Raw genomic sequence first — 2,567 nt, 5'->3', positions numbered from 1 at the left:
TCCGGTGACCAGACTCCTTCCGTCTCAACTCCCGGGAATCCAGACTCCGCATAACAACTTTCTGTCGGTAATACATTGATGTTGTCGCGATCGATGCATGGCGCAAATTATCGCGAACCGTCGTCAATCCAGCGCCACGAGCAAGGGCGTGGCTGGCATGGCTATGACGCATCCAGTGGGGGCTTGCCCGCTGCAGCTTTTCGGCGAGCGCGGGGTGAGCCGACTTGATGATATCGGCAGCTTGCAGAAAGAACCGACGCATGACGTGCCACAGTCGCGCGCCAACAATACCGGCGTCGCCGTCCTCGCCGAGGTTGGCTACCAATGATGTCCGGGGATTCCATTGTTCAGGCGTGACCGACAACTGGCGCTGTACGAGACATTGATCGAGTGCGTCGCGTGCCAACGGCGGTAATGCTACACGAGCGCGCTTGCCACCCTTACCGGTCACGTGAAGCCATTGATCGCCGCGCTCGTCAACGTACACGTCGCCTAGCGTCGCCCCCACCAGCTCGTTGGCCCGCAGGCCTGTCGCGTAACCGAAGTCGAGCAGGAAACGTAGTCGTTGTGCTGCCGGCACCGACCAGCCATACGACCACTCCAGGCCATCCGCGATCATGCGCAACAACAGCCACTCGCCCTCAGAGAAGCCGCGCGTGGTGTCGAGCGCCGGCGCAACGCATGCCCACGAACTTTAACGCCGGCGAACGGATTCGCCAGCACGTAGCGTTGCTCGATCAACCAGCGAAACAATGCTGATAGTACGGTTAACGGGCCGACAAACCGCCTGAGAACGGTCGCCACTCGACTGAATTGCGCGGCCGCGGCGGGCCGACCCACCGTTCTCGAGGTGTCGGCCGTCGGATAAACACCCGATAGGCGATCGCGTCGTCGGTTGTGAGCGACGACAACGCTCGGCCGCGTTCCACGATCGCCCATAAGATCAGCCGTTCGGCTTCTTTGCGGTAGGCCCGCTGGGTTGCAGCGGTTTCGTGCAGCGCGAGCCAGGCTTGCACGGCCTCGTAATCGTTGGCGGCATTGAGCGTGCATGCCTCGCGCGGCGCGCGGAATGCACCCGTCGATCCATCCACTTCGTGCGGCAGGCGCAACTGTTCCCAGGGCACGATCGTGGCTGGCTGGGTAACGGCAATTAGCGCACGGGCGCGTTCGGTCAGTTGCGGATGCGCGGCGAAGAACGCTTCGACTTGGCGCGCGCCGGTAATGCCGAGGCCGTCGATCCCGGCCCACCAGCGACGCCGGCGCGGGACCCGGACAGTGAGATCTGCAAGCGTGCGCAAGCCGTGTCGGCTCAACACCTTTGCAGTACGAGGCAAAAGCCATTGGATCTATCGCTGATCAAGCAGCATCGGGGCGCCGCCAATCGCTTGGGATTCGCAGTGCAGCTTTGCTACATGCGCTATCCGGGCATCACCTTGCCGTCTGGCGTAACGCCCTCGTCCGAGCTGCTGCAGTTCATCTGCCAGCAACTGCACATCAGTCCTGACCAGTGGGCGGCCTACGGGCAGCGGGACCAGACCCGTCGCGAACACGCGATCGAATTGCAATCTGCCCTGCAGCTCCGGCCTATTACTGTCGCCAACTATCGCGCAGCAGTGCAGTCACTCGTCGATCTGGCCATGCAGACCGACAAGGGCATCGTACTCGCGCAGGCGCTGATTGACCATTTACGTCGGCAGGCGATCCTGCTGCCCGGAGCTGACGTCATTGAGCGCATCTGCGCTGAAGCAATTACGCGTGCGCCGGATATATGGCGTCCTGACGGAACCGCTTTCCGACGAGCAGCGGCAACGACTCGATCTGCTGCTGCAGCGCCGGGCTGATGGCCGCTTGACCTGGCTCGCGTGGTTACGGCAGCCACCGGGCAAGGCAAGTTCGAGACAAATGCTTCAGCACATCGAGCGCCTGAAAGTGCTACAAGGTATCAACCTGCCGGCCGGACTGGACAGGCTCGTTCACCGCAACCGCCTGCTCAAGATTGCCAGAGAAGGCGCGCAGATGACGCCACACGACCTGGCGAAATTCGAAGTGCGGCGTCGCCATGCCACGCTGGTGGCGATCGTCTTGGAGGCAAGCGCAACGGTTACCGACGAAATCGTCGATTTGCATGATCGAATTATCGGTCGACTGTTCAACGCAGCCAAGAAAAAGCACCAGCAGAAGTTTCACCGCTCCGGCAAATCCATCAACGACAAGGTGAGACTGTTCGGGAAGCTCGGACGAGCCTTACTCAAGGCACGGGAAGACGGCAATGATGCGTTCAAGGCAATCGAATCAGTCATGTCGTGGGATGCCTTCACGAAGAACGTGACGGAGGCCGAGCAATTGGCCCAACCGGAAGCCATCGATTTTCTACATGAGATCGGCGATCATTATGCGACGTTGCGCCGATATGTGCCGGCGTTCCTGGAGGGGGCCTATCCGTGATTTCGTGGGCGGGGCATATCATGAGGTGTAAAAGTCATGGATATGCCAATGAAGAAGAAAAGGCAAACTGTAGCGCGTCAGGCAGCGGCCCGCGGGCCGCTGCCTGAACTGCCCAAGGAACT

The 2,567-nt window shown here is 60.8% G+C and carries 2 pseudogenes; one reads left to right on the top strand and one right to left on the bottom strand.

Going from position 1 to position 2,567, the window contains the following annotated elements:
- Positions 1–1,343, bottom strand: a pseudogene (locus WS68_RS09195) (phage integrase family protein); the annotation flags it as partial.
- Between WS68_RS09195 and WS68_RS09190 the strand changes: the two are divergent.
- Positions 1,344–2,427: pseudogene (locus tag WS68_RS09190) on the top strand (DUF4158 domain-containing protein); the annotation flags it as partial.
- Positions 2,428–2,567: the final 140 nt, after the last annotated feature.

The sequence above is a fragment of the Burkholderia sp. TSV86 genome, from assembly GCF_001522865.1.
In the GTDB taxonomy this organism is placed as follows: domain Bacteria; phylum Pseudomonadota; class Gammaproteobacteria; order Burkholderiales; family Burkholderiaceae; genus Burkholderia.
The sequence above is the reverse complement of the archived record's forward strand: the minus strand, read 5'-3'. Positions and strand labels throughout refer to the sequence as shown.